The organism is Streptomyces sp. NPDC012888 (assembly GCF_042900645.1).
Lineage (GTDB): Bacteria > Actinomycetota > Actinomycetes > Streptomycetales > Streptomycetaceae > Streptomyces.
Map to the genome: position 1 here is coordinate 86,274 of NZ_JBIBBM010000014.1, position 21,142 is coordinate 107,415.

Genomic DNA, 21,142 nt, shown 5'->3' on the forward strand with positions numbered 1-21,142 from the left:
AAGCCGGTGAAGGAGCCGGACAAGGACCCGGCGCAGGAGCCTGAGAAGCCGGTGAAGGAGCCGGACAAGGACCCGGCGCAGGAGCCTGAGAAGCCGGTGAAGGAGCCGGACAAGGACCCGGCGCAGGAGCCTGAGAAGCCGGTGAAGGAGCCGGACAAGGACCCGGCGCAGGAGCCTGAGAAGCCCGTGAAGGAGCCCGAGAAGGACCCCGTCAAGGAGCCGGACAAGGAGCCGGAGAAGCCGGTGAAGGAACCGGACAAGGACCCCGTGAAGGAGCCCGAGAAGCCGGTGAAGGAGCCCGAGAAGGACCCGGTGAAGGAGCCGGACAAGGACCCGGCGCAGGAGCCCGAGAAGCCGGTCAAGGAGCCGGACAGGGACCTGGTCAAGGAGCCGGAGAAGCCGGCGAAGGAGCCGGACAAGGGCCCGGTCCAGGAGCCGGACAAGGACCTGGTCAAGGAGCCCGAGAAGCCGGCGAAGGAGCCTGAGAAGGACCCGGCCGAGGAACCCGCCAAGGAGCCCGAGAAGCCGGCGAAGGAGCCGGAGAAGGACCCCGCCAAGGAGCCCGAACAGGCGCCGGGTTCCGGTACGGACAAGGTTCCCGGTAACGGGACCGACAAGGTTCCGGGCGCCGACACCGGCCAGGGCCCGGGCGACGGCACGGGTACCGACAGCGGCAACGGCTCGGGCAACGGCTCGGGCAGCGGCTCGGGCAGCGGCTCGGGTGACGACTCCGGGCAGCAGGGGCAATGACCCGGGCGGTGGCCCGGCCGGAGCGGGCAGGCCCGCGCGTCGACCAGGGGGGGCCGCTCCGCCGCCCGGACCCGTTCACCGTGCCGGTCCGTGACCGCCGCCCTACGCTCGGGGCATGCGACGCCGCCCGATGCACATGTCCGCCCAGGCCCAGGCCGCCCTGCGCACCGCCCTGGAGGAACTCCGCGCGGAGCTGAAGGTGCCCCTGAGCTTCCCCAAGCGCGTACTCAAAGCGGCCGACAAGGCCGTGGCCGACGCGCGCATGCCCGACAAGGACGAGACCGACCTGCCGTTCTTCACGATCGACCCACCGACCTCGCAGGACCTCGACCAGGCCATGCACCTGGAACGGCGGTCCGGTGGCGGCTACCGCGTGTACTACGCCATCGCGGACGTGGCGACCTTCGTCAGGTCGGGCAGCCCGCTGGACGTCGAGGCGCACGACCGGATCGAGACGCTGTACTTCCCCGACCTCAAGGTGCCCCTGCACCCGCCCGTCCTCTCCGAGGGCGCGGCCAGCCTGCTGCCGGGCAAGGACCGCCCCGCCCTGCTGTGGAAGCACGACCTCGACGCCCACGGCAACCTGACCGCCTCGTCCGTGAGCCGGGCCATGATCCGCAGCAAGGCCCGGTTCGACTACGCGAGCGCCCAGAAGGACATCGACAACGGCACGGCGCGGGAGTCCCTCGCCCTCCTGCGCGAGATCGGCCGGCTGCGGGAGGCCGTCGAGATCGCGCGCGGCGGCATCTCGGTGAACCTGCCGGACCAGGAGGTCACCCTCGACGAGGACGGATCGTTCCGGCTGCGGTACGCGGCGGCGCTGCCGATCGAGGGCTGGAACGAGCAGATCTCCCTCATGACGGGGATGTCCGCGGCGCAGATCATGCTCGACACCGGTACCGGCATCCTGCGGACCCAGAGGGAGCAGGCCGACCAGAACGTGGTCAAGCGCCTGCACGACATCGCGAAGGCCCTGGGCATCGTCTGGCGGCCCGGCGTCTCGTACGCCACGCTGGTCCGCGGGCTCGACCCCGCGAACCAGCGGCACATGGCCTTCCTCAGCGAGGCCACGGGCACGATGCTCAGGGCGGAGTACACCGTCTTCCGCGACAACCAGAAGCCGGCGAACACGATGCACGCGGCGATCGCGGCCCCCTACACCCACTGCACGGCTCCGCTGCGGCGCCTGGTCGACCGGTACACCGGTGAGCTGTGCGTGGCGGCGTGCGCGGACAAGGCCCCGCCGAACTGGGTGCTGGAGGCCCTGCACTGCCTCCCGTGCGACGCGGCACGCGGCAAGAGCGCCCTGGCGGACCGGCAGACCGTGGACCTGGTCGAGGCCGCGGTGCTCAAGGACCGCGTGGGCGAGGTGTTCGACGCAGCGGTCATCGACACCGACGCCGAGCGGGGCAGGCCGCGCGACGGCAGGGTGTTCCTGGCCGACCCCGCCGTGCTGGCCAAGGTCGAATCGACCAATGGCCTGGAGCTCCAGCTCGGAGCCAGCATCAGGGTCAGGCTCAAGCGGGCGAATCCCGCCGCGGACGAGGACAAGGTCCTCTTCACCGTGCCCTAGCCGCTACGACGAGCGGACCCTCGACACGGCGTAGGTGACCAGGGTGGCGGTGAGCAGGGCCCACACGAGGCCTTCGGCGCGGGCGTGCAGCCAGCCGAGGAGGCCCAGGAGGCCGGCCGTCAGGACGCCCGCCTGCACGGCGCGGGGGTCCCGGAGGGCGTCCCACTCGGCCCTGGCCGAGCCGGGGCGCCGGAGTTCGCCGGCGGCGGTCCTGACGATCCAGGCCGCGATGATGACGGTGGCGGTCAGCAGGGCCGGGGCCATGGGTGCTCCGATCGGCGTTCCGCGGCATTTCGCGCGCTGGTGGACGTGCGGGGCGCCGTCGGCGCCGGCGTCCAGCGTCGCCTCCTGGCGCGGCAGCTGTACAGCTATTCGGCGCGTTGGGGTTTGTGCGAGGCGACCCGTAGGCGGGCCGTCGCGGGGAGGTCGGGGTGGCCGGTGGAGTCGCGGAGGCGTTGCAGGGGGCCCTCGGACAGGTCCTGGAGGACGGGGCCGGGAGCGCCGCCGGGGGCGAGGGTGAGGTCCAGGTGGGCCTCCGGGTGCCGGGAGGAGCCGTCCATCCGGGCCTTCGCCCCCTGGACGCCGCGCTGTCGTCCCGCGTCGGACTCCAGCGCCTCGCCCAGGGCGCCTTCGCGGAGGACCGCGCCGTCCACGTCCGGGGGACTCCCGACGGGTACGCGGCCCGGGTGCGTGCGGCGCAGCTGTGCCAGCAGCCACCAGAGGGCGAGCAGGACGATCAGGGCCAGGACGGCGATGACGGCGGGCCACCACCACCATTCCCCGGACCAGCGGGTCCGGTCGGCGGTGCCGAGGAGGACGTCGCGGGGCGCGTCCCACGGCATCCCGGCGCCGGGCGCCAGGCGCCAGCGCCGGTACACGTCGAAGCCGCCCGCGAGGACCAGCAGGCCCGTACCGAGCGCCACCAGTCCCGTCAGGGCCAGCAGGGACCGGTTGACGGCGGATTTTCTGCTCATGGTGTCACTTCCGGAGCGGTCGGACGCGTACGGCGAGCGAGCGTGGCCGGGCGAGGGCGAGCCGGCCGAGTTCCTCGTTCAGAGCGGTCAGGAGATCCGACCTGACCTGGGGCGGGTCACGGAAGCGCACGTCCGCGCGGGCGCGCAGGCGGTGCCGGCCCAGCCGGACCCGCACGCCGCTGACGCCGGGGACGCGCAGGGCGGCGTCCCGCAGCAGGTTCTCCGCCGCCCGCCGGTCCAGGACCGCCCGCAGCCCTGGGCCGGGGGTGCGCAGCGGCAGGTGGCGCCGGAGGCCCGGGGTGACCGCCAGGAAGATCAGCCAGAGGCCGAGGAGGGCGAGTACGCCGGCGCCGATCCGTATCCAGTGGTCGTCTAGCGGGCGCGACGCCAGTTCGCCGGCGAGGCGCGTGCGCCAGGCGGCGGCGGACCGGCCGGCGCGGACGTTCGCGACGTCGACCAGCAGCGCCGCGGCTCCGGCCCCGATCACCAGGGCCGTCAGCGCGGCCGGGATCCGGCGTGCGGACCACGGCCGGTGCGTGCGGTGCGGACGGTCCGACCGCGCGCCGGGGGAGTGAGCGCCGGCGGCCGGCGGCTTCGTCAGCAGCCCCGCGGTGACGGGCGTGACCTCGCCGGTTCCGACGGCGGGCCCCGTCCCGGCCCGGGGGGCCTGTTCCCGGTCCTGTTCCCGGTCCTGTTCCGGGTCCTGTTCCCGGTTCATCCCGCGCTCCTTCCCGGTCCGGGGCCGCCGGGCTCACCGCACACGACGGTGCTCCGGCCCGCCGGCCAGGACCAGGTGCTCGATGACGAGGGTCACCTCGGTGATGCGCATCCCGGTCAGCTCGCCCACGCGTTCGCTGACGTGCTCCTGCACCGCGCGGCAGGTACGGGCGAGGTCGGCCGGGTACGGCAGTTCCAGGGTCAGGCCCAGTCGGGCCGTGCCATCCGTGACCGCGGCCTCGGCCCGCGGACGGGCCAGGGGCGCGCTGCGCGCCGGTGCGGTCGCGGCGTAGTGGGCGAGGGCCTCCTGCGCGGCCCGGCGCGCGATGCGCGCCACCACCTTCTCGGGGATCACCGTGGCACCGCGTTCGGCCGCCGGCACGGCAGCCGGCGCGGCCGGAGGGGCCGCGGCACGTGGCGAGGTCACCGCCGGTCCCGGGGACCTGTGAAGTCGGACATCCTCAGGTCACCCTGCAGCACGCGGCCGACCACCAAGCCCACCAGGCCCAAGAACGTCACCAGCAGGAACGCCCAGAAGCCACCGAAGAAAGCGGCGAAGCCGAGGGCCATGCCGGCGAGCAGGCCTGCGGTTGCTGCGCTCATTTCACTCACCCGTCCTCACGTCCGTCTGTCGTCACGTCCGCCCGTCCGGACACCTTCCGGTGGGCGGGCAGCGGGTCACCGCACACGGCCCTCGCCGCCGCCGTCGTCCTCCTCGTCCTCCTCGTCGGGGAGGTGGACGTCGTCGACGGCGACGTTCACTTCGACGACCTCCAGTCCGGTCATGCGCTCCACGGCCGAGATGACGCCGGTCCGGGCGTCGGCCGCGATGTCCACGATCGAGACGCCGTACTCCACGACCACGTCGAGGTCGATGGCGGCCTGACGCTCGCCCACCTCGACCTTCACCCCGCGCGAAACGCTGGGGCGGCTGCCCGGGACCCGTTCCGCCACCGCCCCGAGCGTGCGGGCCATGCCGGTGCCGAGCTTGTGGATCCCCGGCACCTCGCGGGCGGCCATCCCGGCGATCTTCTCGACCACGCTGTCGGAGATGGTCGTCCGGCCCCGCGTCTCGGGCGCCGTCCCGGCGCCCGTGTCGCCCTTCAGTGCGTGGCTGCCGCCCCCCTCGGGGCCCGGCACGCTCCCCTGCCCCGTCGGGTTGATGGTGTCCGACATGAGGACCTCCCGGAGGTATCCGTCCGCGGGCGCCGGTGCGGTGCCCACTGCTTTGGACACACCGCGGCGGTTTTCCTCATCCGTTCCCCTCCATCCGTTCGCGCCGGCGCCCTTCACCTACCATCGAAGAGTGCGTACGCAGCCGCGCCGACCGGTTCCGGCAGAAGGCGAGCGGCGGATGCGCGGCCGGTCCAGGCCCCCGCCCTCCCGCGGCACGAACCTGCCCCTCCGGTCCCTCCCACGGTCGCCCGCCCCCGACGGGCCGGACGGTCTCGCCGAGCCCGCCGAGCCCGCAGCCGAGCCGGACGACGGCGTCCTGACCGTCCGCGCCTCCGAGGGCGACGAGGACGCCTTCGCCGTCCTGGTGCGCCGGCACAGCGGCCGCCTGCTCGCCCTGGCCCAGCACCTCCTCGGCAACCGGGCGGACGCCGAGGACGCCGTCCAGGAGGCCTTCATCAGCGCCTGGCGGCGGCTGCCGGAGTTCCGGCACGGAGCCTCGTTCGGCACCTGGATGTACCGCATCGTCACGAACCGCTGCCTCAACACCCTGCGCCGCCGGCCGCCCCCGCTGCCCCTGGACGGCATCCCCGAACCCGCCGCCGTCGACGCGCGGAGCTCACCGCCCCGGGTGGCCGAGTCGGACGCCGCGGCGGCCGCCCTGGCACGCGCGCTCCTGGCCCTCCAGCCCGACCTGCGGGCCTGCTGGGTGCTGAGGGAACTGCACGGCCTGCACTACGACGAGATCGCCCGGGTGGTGGGCGGCAGCGAGCCGACCGTGCGGGGCAGGCTCGTCCGCGCACGGCGCGCTCTGATGGAGGCGATGCGGCCATGGCGCTAGACGACCCGTCCACCACCGGTTCCCTCCCGCGCTCCGGCGCGGAACCGCTCGCCGCCACCGAGCGGCTGCCCTGCGGGCGCACCCTCGGCCACGCCTGGGAGCAGGCCCGTGACCCGGCCGGCACGGCCGACCCGCACACCGCCGCCTGCCCGCACTGCCGTGCGGCCGTCGAGGGGCTGGAGGCCCTGGACCGGGCCACCCGGGCCCTGCGCGCCCAGGGCCGGCCGGACAGCCGGGGCCTGGTCCACCGGATCGTCGACGCCGTCCGGGCCGAGGTGCGGCTCGGCGCGATGCTGCTGCTCGACGACCAGGCACAGGAGCTGCGCATCGCCGAGACCACCGCCGCGAAGGTGCTGCGCCGGGCCGCCGACAGCGTCCCCGGCATCCGCGCCGCCAGCTGCCGCTTCACCCCCGCCCGGGAAGGCCGTACGGCGGTCCACGTCGTCACCCTCACGATCGCGGCGACGCTCGACCGACCGCTGCCGGGGCGCGCCCGTGAGGTGCGCCGGGCGGTCCTCCACGCGGCCGACGCGGTCCTCGGCCTCGCCGTCAAGGCCGTCGACCTGGAGTTCGCCGCCGTGCTGGAGCCCGTGCACGGGCCGGCGGAGCATCGGTACGAGCCGATCCGGCGATGAGCGGACCGACCGCCACGCCACCGCCGGCGCGCCCGGACCCGCCACCGTACCGGCGTCGGTCACCCGGACCGGGCGGACCCGGACGCACGCGCCCCTGCGGAGGTGGGAAGATGCGGGGGTGACGGCGAGGAACACTGACATCGAGAAGGCGGCGGGCGTGCTGCGGGCCGGCGGGCTGGTGGCGTTGCCCACGGAGACCGTGTACGGACTCGGCGCGAACGCCGAGGACCCCGCCGCCGTGTCCCGGATCTTCGAGGTGAAGGGCCGCCCGCCCACCCACCCCCTGATCGTGCACATCGGCGGCGCCGAGCAGCTGGACGACTGGGTGGCGGAGGTGCCCGCGACGGCGCGGCTGCTGGCCCGGCACTTCTGGCCGGGGCCGCTCACGCTGGTCCTGCGGCGCGCGCCGCGGGTGCCCCTCGAAGCGACCGGCGGGCTGGAGACGGTGGCCGTGCGCGTGCCCGACCACCCCCTCGCCCTGGAGCTGCTCTCCTCCTTCGGCGGCGGGATCACCGCCCCGTCCGCCAACCGCTTCGGCTCCGTCAGCCCCACCACGGCGGACGACGTCCTCGCGGAGCTCGGCGACGCCGTGGACTTCGTGCTGGACGGCGGCCCCTGCCAGGTCGGCGTCGAGTCGACCATCGTCGACGTCACCGGCGACGTGCCCGCCGTGCTGCGGCCCGGCGGGGTGACCCGGGAGAACCTCGAAGCGGTCCTCGGGTACCCGCCGGAGGTGCCCTCGGCGTCCGGCGTCCGGGTGCCGGGACAGCATCCGTCGCACTACGCGCCGCGCGCGCGGGTCGTCCTGGTGGAACCCGGACAGGTGATCGCCGACGCCGAGCTCGCGCAGGAACGCGGCCACCGGGTGGGCGTCCTCCTTCCCCCTTCGCTCGCGGACGCCCCGGTGAAGGCGCACGCCGTGGTACCGGTCCCGCAGTCGATGGCCGCGTACGCGCGCGGGCTGTACGGGTACCTGCGCCGGCTCGACCAGCGGGGCTGCGACCTGGTCGTCGCGTCCCTGCCGCCGGAGGAGGGCCTGGGACTGGCGATCGCCAACCGGCTCCGCCGCGCCGCGGGACCCAGGACCCCCGCCTGACCCTCCCCCGGCGGGACCGGCCTAGGGCAGGTTCACGCTGAACGCCCGGTTGATGTCCTGGAAGTCGACGAAGACGAGGGTGTTCGTGGCGGTGTAGCCGCTCACGAACCCCTTGACGATGCGGTTCTCGCCGCTGCCGAACGCGACGACCGGCGCGCCGCTGTCACCCCCCACGACGGACACCGGGTGGATCTGCGAGACGGCCTTCACCCCCTTGATCGTCTCCGGGAAGCCGTTCAGGCGGTAGAGGTACTCGCTGTCGACGACCTTGTGCCGGCAGGGGATCCGGTCGTCGGCGACCATGGAGTTGTAGCCGAGGTGGCACACCTCCTGGTTGTTGGAGGCGTAACTCCAGCCCGCCAGGTAGCGCGTGTACCCGTTCGGGTCCAGGCCGTCCCAGGTGTACCGGGCACTGCCGGCGTTGATGAACGCCACGTCGTAGCTGCGGTTGAACCACGCGCTGCCGATCAGGTTGCCGCCGTGCGTGTACAGGGGCCCGCTCCCGACGCAGTGGGCGGCCGTGGTGATCCAGCGCTGCCCGTTCCGGTCGACGACCGGGATGCCGGTGGTGCAGTTCGCCCGATCCGGGGTGGCCCATCCGATCGCGGCGGCACCGTAGAAGGGCGCCCGGTCGTTCTCCCGGGTCGCCGCGGTCACCGGCTGCCCCTGTCCGGCCAGTACCTCGAACTTCACCGACAGCGCGGGGTGACCCGGTTGCCCGGCGCGGCTGTCCCGCTGGTAGGCCTCGACGGTCGCGGGCCGGTCCACGTCGATCTTGACCGCGCCCCCGTCCGTGGTCCAGGACGCCCCGTACACCTTGAACGGCAGGTCCTCCGCCTCGAGCAGCCGCCGGGCTTCCGCGAGGGCTTCGACACGCGTGTTCCTGCCCTGACGTATCGTCAGGGACTTCAGCTTCAGGTCCTTCCCGACCTTGAGCATGGCCGCTGTGAACTCCCCGGCGCGGGACGTGTCGGTCAGGTACAGATCCACGCCGGTGCGGTCCCGGGACAGCTCGACGCCGGAGAACACGTCCTGGAGCTGGTTCCTGCCGACTTCCTGCGCCGCCCCGGCGACGTCGTCGAGCGGCGCCGTCCTCGCGTCCCCCTCCTTCTGCGCCAGCCACGCCGTCCGCTGCTCGGGGGTCAGCGAGCGCAGCCAGGACGCCGGCACGGAGGAGGCCCGCCCGCCCGGCGGGCCGGCGGACGGCCGCTCCGCGAAGGCCTGGGGCGCGGTGACGGGCAGGAGCACGATGGCGGCTGCCGCCGCCGCGCACCATCCGGTACGCGACTTCTTGTGTGATCGTGATCTGGGCACGTTCCCCCCACTGTTCCGGGTCGGAGACCGACAGGTGGAGGGCGACCGTACCCAGGGGCGATGGCGCTCAGAAGGCCGGCGGCCGGGGCCGACCGGCTTTCGACCGGAAGACCACCAGCCGCGAGCCGGCGGCGCCGGCCGGTCAGTCGCTGATGTCCTTGTCGAACTCCCTCGCGCAGGCTTCGCGTTCGCTCTGCGTCGGGGCGTGCCGCAGGCACTCGTCGAAGTCCTTGTACTCCTCCGAGCCGATGACCGACGCGCCGATGACGAGGATCACCGCGGAGGCGATCAGCCCCAGCGCTCCGAGTACCGCGCCCGTGACCGCCATCGTGCCGCGCGCCGCGTGGCCCGCCCGCGCCCTCCGGGCGCCGATGACGCCGAGGACCACGGCCAGCAGGCCCAGTACGAGGCCGCCGAAGACGGTCCAGAACAGCAGGAGCGCCGCGATGCCGAGGACCAGCGCCGCGACCGCCATTCCGTTGCCCTGCTGCGCGGCTCCGCCCGGCTGGGCCGGCGTGGGTCCGTCCGGGGTCCGGGGGTGGGAGGGGAAGGACACGACATCACACTCGCTTCCGTTCTCGGGCCGATCCGCTGTGCGTTCCCTTCTGCCCCCGGACGGCCCGCCAATTCCCCGCCGACCGGCGCCACATGGGTTTCGCCTCCCGATTGCCCCTCGCGCCGGCCCGCGCAGTCGGATCCCATGACCCGTGCGGTGGCCGCGCCGGGCGCACGCGCCGGGCCGGGGCGCCGCACGCGCCCGGGCAGGGGCGCCGCACCACCCCCCGGAGTTCCGGTCAACCACCCGGGCGGGGTCGGCCATTCCGCCCCGAGGGACCCGGCGGTCTGGTCCAAGGCGCGATGATCTCGCCGCCACCGTGTGGTGGTGATCAGCCATACGCGCGATCACGGGGAGTCGAAGCATGTCCACGAGCACCCGAACCGTCCGGCGCCGCTCCCAGCGCCACCTGCGTGTGCTGGCCGTGGCGGCGGCACTGGCCGCCACCGGCGGGTCAGCTGCTCCAGGCCACCCGCGAGGTCGCCACCCAGCGCCGGCTCACCACCTACGAGAACGCCCGCCTCTTCGCGCTGGTCTCCGCGGCCATGGCGGACGCCGGGATCGCGGTGCGGGACGTGAAGTTCCTGACGCCGATCGACCTGTGGCGGCCGGTCTCCGCGGTCCGCGAGGGCGGTCTGGACCCCGAGTAGAAGCCGCTGCTGAACGGATCTGGCTCGGCGTGCACTTCCCGTGGGACGCGGAGGACGGGCTGGTCCTCGGGGACGAGGTGGCCGACCAGGTCTTCACGACGAAGCTGCGCCGGCTCTGAGCACGTAAGGGAATCGTCACCGGCCGGTGGTGGCCGTCGGGGCGTGCCCGGGGTTCAATCGACCTGAACGGCAGACGAGTGCGGACGGAAGGTCGACGAAGTGGCACGGAACGGGAAGCGGCGGACGCCACTGGTGCTCGGCGCGGTCGTGGTGGCGGTGGTGCTGGCGGCGGCGGGGGTGTACTGGTTCCAGCCGTGGAAGCTGTGGACGGACGAGAGGGTCAGCGAGTCGCTCCCGAGCGCGCCGGCCGCCGCCCCCACCGCCGGTGCGGGCGGTGCGGCCGGTGCGGCCGGTCCGCGCACCGTCGCCCAGGGCGGGTTGATCAGCCACGAGCACACCACCACCGGCACGGCGCGGATCGTCGAGCTCCCCGACGGGTCGCGCACGCTCCGTCTGGAGGGCCTGGACACCAGCAACGGGCCGGACCTGCGGGTCTGGCTGACCGACGCGCCGGTGAAGGAAGGCGTGGCGGGCTGGCGGGTGTTCGACGACGGCAAGCACGTCAGCCTCGGCAAGCTCAAGGGCAACAAGGGCGACCAGAACTACCCGATCCCGGCGGGGGTGCGGCTCGCGGACTACACGAGCGTGACCATCTGGTGCGACCGGTTCGACGTCTCCTTCGGCGCGGCGCGACTCACCCCCGCCTGACCGCTCACCGCACCCGTCCGGTGCCCCCGCCGGGGCACACGGGGCTCCGGCGGGCGGTGGTGGCGTCGCGCAACTACGCAGTGGAGCAGTGGAATTGGCGTGACGGTGCCCGAAAGCCCTTGGTAGCGTGCGCCGGTGGCGTCCATCGAACAGTTCCAGGTGACCTTCGACTGTGCCGAACCCGAGCGTCTCGCCCGGTTCTGGTGCGAGGTGTTGGGGTACGTCGTACCGCAGGCCGCCGAGGACCGGGGTTCGTGGTCCGCCTGCGTCGACCCCGCGGGCGCGGGCCCGCGCCTGTTCTTCCAGCGGGTCCCCGAGGGCAAGACCGCCAAGAACCGCGTGCACCTCGACGTGCGGGTCGGGACCGGGCTCGTGGGGGAGGAGCGCCTCGCCGCGCTCGAAGCCGAGTGCGCACGGCTGGTCCCGCTCGGCGCGGCGCGCGTGCGGCTCCTCTACGACGGCCACGACGCGTGCATCGTGATGCGGGACGTCGAGGGCAACGAGTTCTGCCTCGACTGAGCGATCGATCGATCGACCGCCCCGCCCCCGCCCTCGGGGCCGAGGCGGGCCTAGGGGCGGATCGGGGACCGTTCGAAGGTGCGGAGGAGGTCCGCGGCCACGCTCACCGCGATCGTGGCCGGTTCCTTGCCGGTGATGTCGTCCAGGCCGATGGGCGTCTTGATCCGGTCGATGGCGGCGTCGTCGTGGCCGCCCTCCGTGGACAGCCGTTTGCGGAACCGCGCCCATTTGGCGTCCGAGCCGATCAGGCCGATCGAACCGAGCCCCGCCGTGCGCAGCGCGGCGTCGCAGAGCGCCGCGTCCTCGGCGTGGTCGTGCGTCATGATCAGGACGTGGCTGCCCGGCGGCAGTTCCGCGAGCACCTCCTCCGGGAGCAGCGGCGTGTGGTGCACGTGGACCTGCGCCACCGCGTCCGCCAGCACTGCCAGCCGCGCGTCCGTCAGCATGTCGGGACGGGTGTCGACCAGGTGCAGGTCGAGGTCCTGGCGGGCCAGGATGCGGGCCAGTTCCAGGCCGACGTGGCCGACGCCGAAGACCGCCACCGCCTCGACCACCGGCAGTGGTTCGAGCAGGACGCTGACGGCCCCGCCGCAGCACTGCACACCGTGCCGGCCGGTCACCTTGTCGTTGAGGGCGAACTCCATGAGCTCCGGCTCCGCGCCGGGCGTGCCGGCCAGTTCCCGGGCCCGGTCGATGGCGACCGCCTCGATGTTGCCGCCGCCGATCGAACCCCAGGTCCCGGTCCGGCCCACGACGAGCTTGGCCCCGGCCCGGCGCGGAGCGTGGCCGCGCACGGTCGCGACGGTCACGAGTACGCCGGGTTCCCGGCGTGCCCGCAACCGTGCGACCGCGGCCACCCACGTCATCTCAGGCATTGCTCAGCGTGCTCGTGCCGCCGGCACCGGCGCCGGCGTCGGCGGTGGCCCCGGCACCGGCGAGCCCGCTGCCGCCGGGCCCGCCGGCTCCGCGGGCCGCGTCGATCGCCCAGTACACCGCCTCCGGGGTCGCGGGGGACGCGAGCTCCACGCTGACCCCGGCCGGCCCGAACGCCGCCGCGGCCTGCCGCAGGGCCTCCCGTACCGAGAACGCGAGCATCAGCGGGGGCTCGCCGACCGCCTTGGACCCGTAGACCGCGCCCTCCTCGGTGGCGTTCTCCAGCAGCCGGACGTTGAACTCCTCGGGCATCTCCGAGAAGCTCGGCAGCTTGTAGGTGCTCGCCGCCTGCGTCAGCAGCCGGCCGCGGTTGGGCCCCTCGCCGGTGTCCCAGCGCATGTCCTCCAGCGTGAGCCAGCCCGCGCCCTGCACGAACCCGCCCTCGACCTGACCGACGTCGATCAGCGGCGACAGGCTGTCGCCGACGTCGTGCACGATGTCCACCCGCCGGATGCGGTACGCGCCGGTGAAGCCGTCGACCTCCACCTCCGCCGCGGCCGCGCCGTACGAGAAGTACTTGAACGGCGAGCCCTGGAAGGCCTTCGCGTCCCAGTGCAGCCCTTCGGTGCGGTAGAAACCGGCCGCCGACAGCTGCACCCGCTGGAAGTACGCGGTGCGCACCAGGTCGTCCCAGGCCAGCTCCTCGTCGCTGCCCAGCACGCGGGCCACGCCCTCGACGATGCGCACGTCGGAGGGGTTCGCGCCCAGCTGGGAGGCCGCCACCTGCAGCAGCCGCCCGCGCAGCTGCTCACAGGCGTTCTTCACCGCCGCGCCGTTGAGGTCCGCGCCGGCACTGGCGGCGGTGGCCGATGTGTTCGGCACCTTGTCGGTACGCGTCGGGGCCAGCCGCACCTTGTGCAGCGGGATGCCGAGCGTGGTCGCGGCGACCTGCAGCATCTTGGTGTGCAGGCCCTGCCCCATCTCGGTGCCGCCGTGGTTGATCAGGACCGAGCCGTCCTTGTAGATCAGCACCAGCGCGCCGCCCTGGTTGAAGGCGGTGAGGTTGAAGGAGATGCCGAACTTGATGCCGGTGACCGCGAGCGCCCGCTTCGTGTGCGGGTGCGCGGCGTTGAAGGCCGCGATCTCGCGCCTGCGGTCGGCGACGCCGGCGTCCTCCTTGACCTGCCGCCAGACGGTGGAGATCCGTTCGGGGTGGGCGACCGGCTGCCCGTACGGCGTGGAATGCCCCTGGCGGTAGAAGTTGCGCTCCCGCAGTTCCATCGGGTCCAGGCCGAGGAGCGGCGCGCAGCGGCCCATGATGTCCTCGATCACCAGCATGCCCTGGGGGCCGCCGAAGCCGCGGAAGGCGGTGTTGGACACCTTGTTGGTCCGGGCGATGCGCCCGGCGACGCGCGCGTTGGGGATCCAGTAGGTGTTGTCGATGTGGCACAGCGCCCGGGCCACCACGGGCTCGGACAGGTCCAGGCTCCAGCCACCGTCCGCGGTGAGGGTGGCGTCCAGGGCCTGGATGTGGCCCGCGTCGTCGAAGCCGATCTTCCATGTGGCGTGGAAGCCGTGCCGCTTGCCGGACATGGTCAGGTCCTGGGTGCGGTTGAGCCGCAGCCGGACCGGCCGGCCGGTGAGCTTGGCGCCGAGCGCGGCGACGGCGGCGAACCCGTGCGGCTGCATCTCCTTGCCGCCGAAACCGCCGCCCATCCGCAGGCACTGCACGGTGACCTCGTGGCTGTGCAGCCCGAGTACGTGCGCGACGATCTCCTGCGTCTCCGACGGGTGCTGGGTGCTGCTCTGGACGAACACCTGCTCGGACTCGTCGATGTGGGCCAGTGCCGCGTGCGTCTCCAGGTAGAAGTGCTCCTGGTCGGAGAACCGGAACTCGCCCGTGAACACGTGCGCGGAGTCGGCGAAACCGGCGTCGACGTCGCCGGTGAGCATCACGGGCCGGGCCCCGTGGAAGCTCTCCGCCGCGATGGCCTCCTCCAGCGTGACGAGGGAGGGCAGTTCCTCCAGTTCCACCTCGACGGCGGCCGCGCCGAGACGGGCCGCCTCCAGGGTCTCGCCGAGCACCCAGGCGACGGCGTGGCCGTGGAACATGACCTCGTCGGGGAACAGCGGTTCGTCGTGCTTCATCCCGGCGTCGTTGACGCCGGGCACGTCGGCACCGGTCAGCACGCGGACCACACCGGGCACGGCGAGCGCGGGCTTCGTGCGCAGCGCGGTGATCCTGCCGCGGGCCTTCATGACCTGGACGGGGTAGGCGTGCAGCACGTCCTTGGTGCGGTGGACCAGGTCGTCGGTGTAGAGCGCGGTGCCGGTGACGTGCAGGCCCGCGCTCTCGTGCGGCATCGGGACGCCGACGACGGGCTTCTCGGGACGTTCGGACAGATGACTCATGACGACACCGCCTCGGTGGTCTGTGCGTACAGCTTCAGCAGGCTCTGGCCGAGCATCGCGGAGCGGTATCCGGCGCTGGCGCGGTGGTCGTCCATCGGCGTGCCCTGGGCCCGCAGCACCTGCGCCGCGGCCTCCACGGTCGGGGCCGTCCAGGGCTTGCCCTCCAGGGCGGCCTCGGTGGCGAGGGCGCGGATCGGGGTCGCGGCCACGCCGCCCAGGCCGATGCGCGCCTTGCGGACGGTCCCGTCCTCGATGTCGAGGGCGAAGGCGACGGCCACGCTGGAGATGTCGTCGAACCGCCGCTTGGCGATCTTGTGGAAGGCCGTGACGGGCGACAGCGGCAGCGGGACCCGCACGGCGCGGATCAGCTCGCCGGGGCGGCGCACGCTCTGCCGGTAGCCGGTGAAGTAGTCGGACAGGGGTACCTCGCGCTCGCCGTCGGCGTCGGCGAGCACCACCGACGCCTCCAGCGCGAGCAGGACCGGCGGGCTGTCGCCGATGGGGGAGCCGGTACCCAGGTTGCCGCCGAGGGTCGCGCTGTTGCGGATGAGGCGGGAGGCGAACTGGGGGAACAGCTCTGCCAGCAGCGGGACTTGCCCGTCGAGGCGGCGCTCGGTCTCGGTCAGCGTCAGGGCCGCCCCGATCTCGACGAAGCCGGGTCCGGAGCGGAGCTCCCGCAGTTCGGGCAGGCGATCGACGGCGATCACGCAATCCGCGCGGCGGGAGCGGATGTTGACCTCGACGCCCCAGTCGGTGCTTCCGGCGACGACCACGGCGTCGGGCCGCTCGCGCAGCAGCCGCAGCGCGTCGGCGAGGGTGGCCGGCCGCAGGAAGGTGCGGTCGTCGTCGCCGGTGTACTCGGTGGCGACGGGTGCGGGCGGGGACTGCTCGCGGCGCTGCGCGAGGGGGTCGTCCCCGGCGGGGGCGCCGACGGCGAACGCGGCGTCGCGGATCGGGCGGTAGCCGGTGCAGCGGCACAGGTTCCCGCTGAGGGCGTGCAGGTCGAAGCCGTTGGGGCCGTGCTCGGAGTCGCCGCCGTGGGCCGCGCCGGCGCCGGTCCCGGTGCCCGGGCCGGCGCCCGCTCCGGCGTCCGGGCCGGTGTCCGTGCCGGTGTCAGTGCCGGGGTGCGCGCAGCGGTCGGGCCGGTAGTACTCGGCGGCCATGCTGCACACGAAGCCCGGTGTGCAGTAGCCGCACTGGGAGCCGCCGCGGACGGCCATCTCCTCCTGTACGGGGTGCAGGGTGGGCGGTGTGCCGGGTGCGCCGGGGGTGGCGAGGCCTTCGGAGGTGACGATCTCCTGACCGTCGAGGGCCGCCACGGGCACCAGGCAGGCGTTGACCGCCACCCAGTCGGTGGGTTTGTTCACCCCGGGGCGCGCCACGAGGACCGAACAGGCGCCGCATTCGCCTTCGGCGCAGCCCTCCTTGGTCCCGGTGAGGCCGCGCTCGCGCAGGAAGTCCAGCACCGTGGTGTGCGGCGCGGCCGGCGCGATCGGCGAGTCCTTCCCGTTGACCGTGATCCGCGCGGTCGATTTGATCGTCCTAGTCGCCATTTCAGGAGCTTTCTGTTTTCGTGGCGCAGCTTCGAGGAGCCCCAGGGGCCCGGGAGGGCCCGGAGGGCGCGAGCGCACATCGGCACGCGAGGGCGTGCCGCAGGCAGTGACAGAAACGCAGAAGTTCCGGGGCCGCAACGGGGCACGCCGGAAAGGGGGCTGTTCAGCAGCCGTGTGCTACACGACCCGGAGCCCAGGCGATCTGGTGAGCGAGGCGGTGCACGTCGGAGATGATCGACATCCGACTTCGCCTCCTTCCATGAGCTCACGAGCCGGTTGGCCAGAAGCTACGTCGCCGCGGGCGGATCGGTCAACCCCGTGTCCACGGAACGGCAGGTCAGGGCGCGCCCCTTGCGGGTGGCGGTGCCCCGGCGCACCACAACGGCGCTCTGCTGTACCCCACTTGGGGCAGCTCGACGTGCTGCGCGCCCGCCGCGACGGATCGCCGCCTCCCCCTGCGCCTGACGGCGGACGCGCGGTCCGTCAGCCCTGCGGGACGGGCTCGGCGGGGGTCATCACCACGAAGTCCGCGCCCGCCGGGTCCACGCAGACGGCCAGCCGGCCGACGCCCTCGGCGTCCTCGGGGCCCATCTGCACGCGGCCCCCGTTCCCGGTGACGAGGGCGACGGCCGCATCGCAGTCGGTGACGTTGAAGACGGGGTGCCAGTACGGCTTCCCGCCCGCGAGGGCGAGGTCCGTCGCGGCCATCTCCATCAGGCCGCCGTGCATGCGCTCCTCGGGCTGCCCGGCCGGCGTGATCAGGGTGTACGTGCCCCCGCCGCCCGGCAGCGGCATGTCGCTGAACCGCCAGCCCAGCACGCCGCCGTAGAACTCCTGCGCCGCACGGGCGTCCGTGGTGTACAGCTCGGTCCAGGACAGTGAGCCCGGCTCGTCCACCAGCTCGACGCCCGCGTTGGTGCCGGGCTGCCAGACGGCGAACTGGCCGCCCAGCGGGTCGCTGTACTGGGCCATCCGGCCCCACTCGTCGAGGTCCCGGGGCGGCACCCGCACCGTGCCGCCGGCGCTCTCCACCGCCCGGGTGGTGGCGTCGGCGTCGGCGACGGTGTAGTAGATCATCCAGGCCGAGCGGGCACCCTCCTCGGTGAGCTTGCCCAGCCCGGCGACGATCTTGCCGTCCTTGCGGAACATCCCGCCCTCCATGTCCTCCCCCTCGCCCATGGACTCGTACTCCCACCCGAGCACGGCACCGTAGAAGTCGGCGGCGGCCCGGACGTCGGGGGCGCCGAGGTCCAGCCAGCAGGGGGAACCGGGGACGAAATCGGTGGTGATCATGGCGACGGCCTTTCAGGGATCGGCTACGCCCCCAGCCTGACACCGGCCCCGGCCCCTCGCCCGCCGACCGACCGCGCCACGCCGCACCACGCCGCCCACCCCGGGTCGCCGCCCGCCGGTCGAGCCGGCCCGCGCTCCCGGGCGCGGGGGTCACGCGACGGGGCGCCGGGACGACTCCGTCACGGTCCGCTCCCAGCCGGCGGCCGTGCCCCGGGGCGAACGCCGCGTCGGCCGCCGCCGCGCCGAGCAGTGCCCGGCAGGCCGACCGGATGCGGCCCACGTCGTGCCGCTCCGCCTCCGGCAGCGGGGCGCCGACCGAGACGCGCGCCGCGTCCGCGGCGCCCAGCAGTTCCGCCGCCCGCTCCGGCGCCCCGCCCGCAGCCGCCGCACGGGCCAGCCCCTCCACCGCGAGGGCCACGGCCGTGAAGCCGAGCTCGGCCAAGGCCAGGGCCAGGGCCGCACCCGGCCCGTACCCGGTGGCGCGGAACCAGGCCAGAACGGCGTCCATGTGGGCCTCCGCCTCCGGCAGGTCCCCCGTGCGCCGGGCGATCATGCCCAGGCCGATCCGGGCGTCGGCCTCACCGGCGCCGTGGTTCTGCCCCCGCGCCGGCTTCCACGCGCGCTCGTGCCGTTCCCGGGCGCCGCCGTGGTCCCCGGTCAGGAGGGCCAGCCGGCCCAGCGCGCACAGCCGCTTCGCGGCCTCCGTCCACCACCCGAACTCCTCGGCCAGCTCCAGGCCTTGCGCGTGCAACCGGGCCGCCCGTGCGTAGTCGCCGACGACCGCCGACCGTGGGCACGCCCGACGCGTTCGTCCTCTACAGCGGTGACGAGGCCGCCTACCGCGCCCACCGCGCCGTACTCGACCTGCTGGGGGAGGGCACCTTCGTCGGCGGCGCCCCGGACCTGTCGGCCGTGTACGACACGGCGGTGCTCAGCGGCATGCACGGGATGTTCGCGGGCTTCTTCCAGGCGGTGGCCCTCGGGCACGCCACCTTCCGCCTGTCCCGCGCGCGCCGTGGAGTCCCCGCGCGCGGACCGCTGAGCGGCCCGGGCCGGGTCAGCCCCGGTCGGGTCAGCCCGGGCGGCGGCCCTTGTCGGAGGAGTCGTCGGGGTTCACACCGGTGAACGCCGAGGCGTCCCTCGTGCCGCTCGGGCGCCGGGAGCGGCCCTTGGCGCCGGTGTCGCGCATGCCCTCCTCCGTGCCGCGGTCCTGCTGCTCGCCGCGCCGGTTGTCGCTGCGCACGGTGTCGCCGGGAACGCCGCTCCGCTCCTGCCGGGAGACCTTGCGGCCCTTGCCGGGAGGCGGCGCCTGCTCGGCGTGGAAGGAGCGCTCGGCACTGGGGTTGTCCTGCTGCCGGGTCTCGTTCACGTCGGGTGCCCACCCGTGGTGGTGTTCGGTCCCCTTGCCGCGCCCGGTGCCGTCGCCGCGCACGTGCCGGGAGGACTTCGGTTTCTCGGCCATGAGCCGACCTGCCTGTCCGTTGCGGGTCCGCGCCTTCCGTCCTGCTGCGCACCCGGGTACTCCGATTCTCCCACCCGCGCGCCGCCCGCGCCCCCGGCGGACGCCCGGGCCGCCCGCCAAGTGGTGGGAAACCCGCCTCGAACGAGTGAGTGGGGGAGGCGTCACCCGCGTACCGGCCGGAGGGTGCCCGACGATCGCCGGGCGGGACGCGTGGACCGCCGGCCGCCGGCCCGAGGGTGACGGCGTCCACAGCATCCCCGGAAGGGCCGCCATGCGCATTCTGCTCATCGCCAGCAGCTACAACAGCCTCACCCAGCGCGTCCGGGTGGAGCTCCAGGACCGCGGACACGGTGTCCCCGTCGAGGTCACCCCCGACGGGGACGCGGTGCGCGACGCCGTCGCGCGCCACGCGCCCGACCTGGTCCTCGCCCCGATGCTGAAGACCGTCGTCCCCCGCGACGTGTGGAGCCGCCACCGCTGCCTGATCGTGCACCCCGGGCCGGTGGGCGACCGGGGCCCGTCCTCCCTGGACTGGGCCGTCCACGAAGGCGCCACCGAGTGGGGCGTCACCGTCCTCCAGGCCGACGAGGAGATGGACGCCGGGGACGTCTGGGCCACCGCCCGCTTCCGCGTACCGGAAGGGGTAGGCAAGAGCGACCTGTACCGCAACGAACTGTCCGACGCGGCCCTGACCGCCGTCCACCTCGCGGTGGAACGGGTCGCCGCCGGGGCCGTCCCCAGCCCGCAGACCGGCCGCGTCCGGGCCCGGCCCGCCTTCCGGCAGGAGCACCGCAGAATCTCCTGGGACGCGGACGACACCGGGACCGTGCTGCGCGCCCTGCGCGCCGCCGACTCGCAGCCCGGCGTCCGCGACGAACTGCTCGGCGCCGAGTGGTTCCTGCACGGCGGGCACCCGGAGGACGGCCTGCGCGGCCGCCCCGGCGAACTGCTCGCCACCCGCGCGGGCGCCGTCTGCCGCGCCACGGTGGACGGCGCGGTGTGGATCCCCGAGATCCGCGCCCGCACCGGCGCCGGCGAACCGCGCGCCTGCAAGCTCCCCGCCGCCCTGGCGCTCGCCGGGCGGCTGCCCCGGCTGCCCGAGCTGCCCGCCCCGGCCCGGCCGCCGCGGGAAGGGCACCGTACCTGGTCCGACATCCGCTACCGGGAGCACGGTCCCGTCGGCGTGCTCTCCTTCGCCTTCCCCGGCGGGGCGATGAGCACCGGCCACTGCCGGCGCCTGCTGGCCGCCTACCGCAGCGCCTGCCGGCGCCCCACCGCCGTCCTCGTCCTCGGAGGACAGCGCGATTTCTTCTCGAACGGCATCCACCTGGGCGTCATCGAGGCCGCGGCGGACCCGGCCGCCGAGTCCTGGGCCAACATCAACGCCATGGACGACCTGGTGGAGGCGGTCCTCACCACCACCGACCGGCTGGTCGTCAGCGCGGTCGGCGGCAACGCGGCCGCCGGCGGGGCGATGCTCGCCCTGGCCGCCGACGAGGTCTGGTGCCGCTCCGGCTCCGTGCTCAACCCGCACTACCGGCGGATGGGCCTGTACGGGTCGGAGTACTGGACGCACACCCTCCCGCGGAAGGTGGGCGAGGCCATGGCTGCCCGGCTCACCGGGGACGCCCGGCCGGTGTCCGCGGCCGCCGCCCTCGGCGCCGGGCTGGTCGACCGGGTCGTCGAGTGCGGGCCCGGCGCGTTCGCCGGCGAGGTCACCCGACTGGCCGTACGTCTGGCGTCACACCCGGGTCTGCCGTCCCGGGTCGCCGCGAAGAAGGCCGAGCACGAGCGCCGGGAGGCCGTCAGCCCCCTCGCCGCCCACCGCGAGCAGGAGCTCTCGCGCATGCGGCGGATCTTCGAGGACCCCGGCGCGCCCTACCACGCGCTGCGCCGGGCGTTCGCCCGCAAGGCGGAACAGCCCGCCGGCTGCCCGGACGGCCCGGGTGCGCTGCCGGCCGGACAGGCCGACCGTTAGCACGT

At 74.2% G+C, this 21,142-nt stretch carries 22 protein-coding genes and 1 pseudogene; 10 read left to right on the forward strand and 13 right to left on the reverse strand.

The features are described 5' to 3' along the window. A pseudogene (locus ACFY61_RS23585) lies at window positions 1-750 on the forward strand (hypothetical protein); the annotation flags it as partial. A 115-nt stretch (window positions 751-865) separates the two neighbouring features. Then, window positions 866-2,323: an RNB domain-containing ribonuclease gene (locus tag ACFY61_RS23590; RefSeq protein ID WP_389474804.1), complete on the forward strand. Its 1,458-nt coding sequence runs from the start codon at window positions 866-868 to the stop codon at window positions 2,321-2,323. Window positions 2,324-2,326: 3 nt separating this feature from the next. On the opposite strand, the gene ACFY61_RS23595 is transcribed toward ACFY61_RS23590, so the two are convergent. The 6 genes from ACFY61_RS23595 to ACFY61_RS23620 form a co-directional block, all read right to left on the reverse strand. After that, window positions 2,327-2,587, reverse strand: coding sequence for a hypothetical protein (locus ACFY61_RS23595; RefSeq protein ID WP_389474805.1), 261 nt, complete (start codon window positions 2,585-2,587; stop codon window positions 2,327-2,329). Window positions 2,588-2,691: 104 nt separating this feature from the next. Then, complete coding sequence (locus tag ACFY61_RS23600) at window positions 2,692-3,297, reverse strand: alkaline shock response membrane anchor protein AmaP (protein ID WP_389474806.1); 606 nt, start codon at window positions 3,295-3,297, stop codon at window positions 2,692-2,694. 4 nt (window positions 3,298-3,301) lie between these two features. Further along, entirely contained in the window at window positions 3,302-4,015 is a 714-nt protein-coding gene (locus tag ACFY61_RS23605) for a DUF6286 domain-containing protein (protein WP_389474807.1), read from the reverse strand. 33 nt (window positions 4,016-4,048) lie between these two features. Next, window positions 4,049-4,441, reverse strand: a complete 393-nt coding sequence (locus tag ACFY61_RS23610) for an Asp23/Gls24 family envelope stress response protein (RefSeq protein ID WP_389474808.1) — start codon at window positions 4,439-4,441, stop codon at window positions 4,049-4,051. Next, the gene (locus tag ACFY61_RS23615; protein ID WP_389474809.1) at window positions 4,438-4,617 is read right to left on the reverse strand and encodes a hypothetical protein; all 180 of its coding nucleotides are present in this window, start codon (window positions 4,615-4,617) and stop codon (window positions 4,438-4,440) included. Before ACFY61_RS23615 ends, ACFY61_RS23610 begins: the two co-directional genes overlap by 4 nt. A gap of 75 nt (window positions 4,618-4,692) precedes the next feature. Then, window positions 4,693-5,190: an Asp23/Gls24 family envelope stress response protein gene (locus tag ACFY61_RS23620; RefSeq protein ID WP_389474810.1), complete on the reverse strand. Its 498-nt coding sequence runs from the start codon at window positions 5,188-5,190 to the stop codon at window positions 4,693-4,695. A 220-nt stretch (window positions 5,191-5,410) separates the two neighbouring features. Here ACFY61_RS23620 and ACFY61_RS23625 point away from each other — a divergent pair, with 220 nt between their 5' ends. The 3 genes from ACFY61_RS23625 (at window position 5,411) to ACFY61_RS23635 (ending at window position 7,759) form a co-directional block, all read left to right on the forward strand. Next, window positions 5,411-6,028, forward strand: coding sequence for an RNA polymerase sigma factor (locus tag ACFY61_RS23625; RefSeq protein WP_389474945.1), 618 nt, complete (start codon window positions 5,411-5,413; stop codon window positions 6,026-6,028). Next, window positions 6,019-6,663, forward strand: coding sequence for a hypothetical protein (locus ACFY61_RS23630; RefSeq protein WP_389474811.1), 645 nt, complete (start codon window positions 6,019-6,021; stop codon window positions 6,661-6,663). Before ACFY61_RS23625 ends, ACFY61_RS23630 begins: the two co-directional genes overlap by 10 nt. Before the next feature lie 118 nt (window positions 6,664-6,781). Next, on the forward strand, window positions 6,782-7,759 hold the full coding sequence (locus ACFY61_RS23635; protein ID WP_389474812.1) for an L-threonylcarbamoyladenylate synthase: 978 nt from the start codon (window positions 6,782-6,784) through the stop codon (window positions 7,757-7,759). A 21-nt stretch (window positions 7,760-7,780) separates the two neighbouring features. On the opposite strand, the gene ACFY61_RS23640 is transcribed toward ACFY61_RS23635, so the two are convergent. Both ACFY61_RS23640 and ACFY61_RS23645 read right to left on the reverse strand, forming a co-directional pair. Then, entirely contained in the window at window positions 7,781-9,073 is a 1,293-nt protein-coding gene (locus tag ACFY61_RS23640; RefSeq protein ID WP_389474813.1) for a hypothetical protein, read from the reverse strand. Window positions 9,074-9,215: 142 nt separating this feature from the next. Beyond that, window positions 9,216-9,629, reverse strand: coding sequence for a DUF4190 domain-containing protein (locus ACFY61_RS23645; protein ID WP_389474814.1), 414 nt, complete (start codon window positions 9,627-9,629; stop codon window positions 9,216-9,218). Window positions 9,630-10,042: 413 nt separating this feature from the next. Here ACFY61_RS23645 and ACFY61_RS23650 point away from each other — a divergent pair, with 413 nt between their 5' ends. The 3 genes from ACFY61_RS23650 (at window position 10,043) to ACFY61_RS23660 (ending at window position 11,566) form a co-directional block, all read left to right on the forward strand. Further along, the gene (locus ACFY61_RS23650; RefSeq protein ID WP_389474815.1) at window positions 10,043-10,279 is read left to right on the forward strand and encodes a hypothetical protein; all 237 of its coding nucleotides are present in this window, start codon (window positions 10,043-10,045) and stop codon (window positions 10,277-10,279) included. Between the two features lie 219 nt (window positions 10,280-10,498). Further along, on the forward strand, window positions 10,499-11,047 hold the full coding sequence (locus ACFY61_RS23655) for a DM13 domain-containing protein (RefSeq protein ID WP_389474816.1): 549 nt from the start codon (window positions 10,499-10,501) through the stop codon (window positions 11,045-11,047). A 135-nt stretch (window positions 11,048-11,182) separates the two neighbouring features. Next, on the forward strand, window positions 11,183-11,566 hold the full coding sequence (locus ACFY61_RS23660; RefSeq protein WP_389474817.1) for a VOC family protein: 384 nt from the start codon (window positions 11,183-11,185) through the stop codon (window positions 11,564-11,566). A 50-nt stretch (window positions 11,567-11,616) separates the two neighbouring features. Here the strand turns inward: ACFY61_RS23660 and xdhC are convergent, their stop codons facing one another. The 4 genes from xdhC to ACFY61_RS23680 all read right to left on the reverse strand — a co-directional run bounded on the left by xdhC (window position 11,617) and on the right by ACFY61_RS23680 (window position 17,697). After that, the gene (xdhC, locus tag ACFY61_RS23665) at window positions 11,617-12,432 is read right to left on the reverse strand and encodes a xanthine dehydrogenase accessory protein XdhC (protein WP_389474947.1); all 816 of its coding nucleotides are present in this window, start codon (window positions 12,430-12,432) and stop codon (window positions 11,617-11,619) included. A gap of 1 nt (window position 12,433) precedes the next feature. Then, complete coding sequence (gene xdhB, locus ACFY61_RS23670; RefSeq protein WP_389474818.1) at window positions 12,434-14,851, reverse strand: xanthine dehydrogenase molybdopterin binding subunit; 2,418 nt, start codon at window positions 14,849-14,851, stop codon at window positions 12,434-12,436. Next, window positions 14,848-16,404, reverse strand: coding sequence for a xanthine dehydrogenase small subunit (locus tag ACFY61_RS23675; RefSeq protein WP_389474819.1), 1,557 nt, complete (start codon window positions 16,402-16,404; stop codon window positions 14,848-14,850). The genes xdhB and ACFY61_RS23675 overlap by 4 nt, the downstream gene beginning before the upstream one ends. 483 nt (window positions 16,405-16,887) lie before the next feature. Beyond that, on the reverse strand, window positions 16,888-17,697 hold the full coding sequence (locus tag ACFY61_RS23680; RefSeq protein WP_389474820.1) for a VOC family protein: 810 nt from the start codon (window positions 17,695-17,697) through the stop codon (window positions 16,888-16,890). A gap of 789 nt (window positions 17,698-18,486) precedes the next feature. Here ACFY61_RS23680 and ACFY61_RS23685 point away from each other — a divergent pair. Continuing rightward, window positions 18,487-18,822, forward strand: coding sequence for a hypothetical protein (locus ACFY61_RS23685; protein ID WP_389474821.1), 336 nt, complete (start codon window positions 18,487-18,489; stop codon window positions 18,820-18,822). On the opposite strand, the gene ACFY61_RS23690 is transcribed toward ACFY61_RS23685, so the two are convergent. Continuing rightward, entirely contained in the window at window positions 18,770-19,159 is a 390-nt protein-coding gene (locus tag ACFY61_RS23690; protein ID WP_389474822.1) for a hypothetical protein, read from the reverse strand. The two genes, ACFY61_RS23685 and ACFY61_RS23690, sit on opposite strands and share 53 nt — an antisense overlap. 271 nt (window positions 19,160-19,430) lie before the next feature. Between ACFY61_RS23690 and ACFY61_RS23695 the strand changes: the two genes are divergently transcribed. Next, a complete protein-coding gene (locus ACFY61_RS23695) occupies window positions 19,431-21,137 on the forward strand; it encodes an enoyl-CoA hydratase-related protein (protein WP_389474823.1) in 1,707 nt (568 codons plus the stop codon). Window positions 21,138-21,142: the final 5 nt, after the last annotated feature.

Coding starts and splice junctions, on each gene's coding strand:
- ACFY61_RS23590 (WP_389474804.1), top strand. CDS start 866: ATGCGACGCCGCCCGATGCACATGTCCGCCCAGGCCCAGGCCGCCCTG.
- ACFY61_RS23595 (WP_389474805.1), bottom strand. CDS start 2,587: ATGGCCCCGGCCCTGCTGACCGCCACCGTCATCATCGCGGCCTGGATC.
- ACFY61_RS23600 (WP_389474806.1), bottom strand. CDS start 3,297: ATGAGCAGAAAATCCGCCGTCAACCGGTCCCTGCTGGCCCTGACGGGA.
- ACFY61_RS23605 (WP_389474807.1), bottom strand. CDS start 4,015: ATGAACCGGGAACAGGACCCGGAACAGGACCGGGAACAGGACCGGGAA.
- ACFY61_RS23615 (WP_389474809.1), bottom strand. CDS start 4,617: ATGAGCGCAGCAACCGCAGGCCTGCTCGCCGGCATGGCCCTCGGCTTC.
- ACFY61_RS23620 (WP_389474810.1), bottom strand. CDS start 5,190: ATGTCGGACACCATCAACCCGACGGGGCAGGGGAGCGTGCCGGGCCCC.
- ACFY61_RS23630 (WP_389474811.1), top strand. CDS start 6,019: ATGGCGCTAGACGACCCGTCCACCACCGGTTCCCTCCCGCGCTCCGGC.
- xdhC (WP_389474947.1), bottom strand. CDS start 12,432: ATGACGTGGGTGGCCGCGGTCGCACGGTTGCGGGCACGCCGGGAACCC.
- xdhB (WP_389474818.1), bottom strand. CDS start 14,851: ATGAGTCATCTGTCCGAACGTCCCGAGAAGCCCGTCGTCGGCGTCCCG.
- ACFY61_RS23675 (WP_389474819.1), bottom strand. CDS start 16,404: ATGGCGACTAGGACGATCAAATCGACCGCGCGGATCACGGTCAACGGG.
- ACFY61_RS23680 (WP_389474820.1), bottom strand. CDS start 17,697: ATGATCACCACCGATTTCGTCCCCGGTTCCCCCTGCTGGCTGGACCTC.
- ACFY61_RS23690 (WP_389474822.1), bottom strand. CDS start 19,159: ATGGCCGAGAAACCGAAGTCCTCCCGGCACGTGCGCGGCGACGGCACC.
- ACFY61_RS23695 (WP_389474823.1), top strand. CDS start 19,431: ATGCGCATTCTGCTCATCGCCAGCAGCTACAACAGCCTCACCCAGCGC.